This is a genomic window from Vibrio sp. 1580 (genome assembly GCF_033340055.1).
The window spans coordinates 1-518 of the sequence record NZ_JAWOVT010000738.1; the positions used below are offsets into that span (position 1 = coordinate 1).

Genomic DNA, 518 nt, shown 5'->3' on the forward strand with positions numbered 1-518 from the left:
CGGTAACCATTTTAGATTTTGGTCAACGTTACCTTGGATCAGCGCCACTTTGGTGGTGTCTTCTGGGCGAGGTGTCACCCAATCATATTGGCGAATCCCAAAACCTGCGCTCATCAAAACAACAGGGATGATAATCATCAACCACTGTTTGTGAATCCATGCATATGCTAACGCTCCTGCACTAATAAGAACAAACAGCGTAAGCAGTTCTACACCACCGATCGGTGCAAAGCTTGCTAGTGGCGCATCAATTTGACTATAGCCCAACCACAACCAAGGGAAGCCAGTCATCACCCAACCGCGTAACCAATCGGTAATTAACCATAAGGCTGGTGCGGCAAGAAGCGCTTTACTGAGGCTAAATTGAGGGAAAAACTTATTGTTTAGCCAAGCGAACAATCCGGAATAAGCTGCAAGGTAGGCAATGAGCATACCCATCAAGAAGAGGTTCGCAATCAGCGGCATCCCGCCGAAGCCAGAAATGCTGACATAAACCCAGCTAACACCTGTTGCAAATT

1 pseudogene is annotated in these 518 nt (G+C 47.1%); it reads right to left on the reverse strand.

The annotated features are described in order from the left end of the window. Positions 1-518: pseudogene (lnt, locus tag R7093_RS28125) on the reverse strand (apolipoprotein N-acyltransferase); the annotation flags it as partial.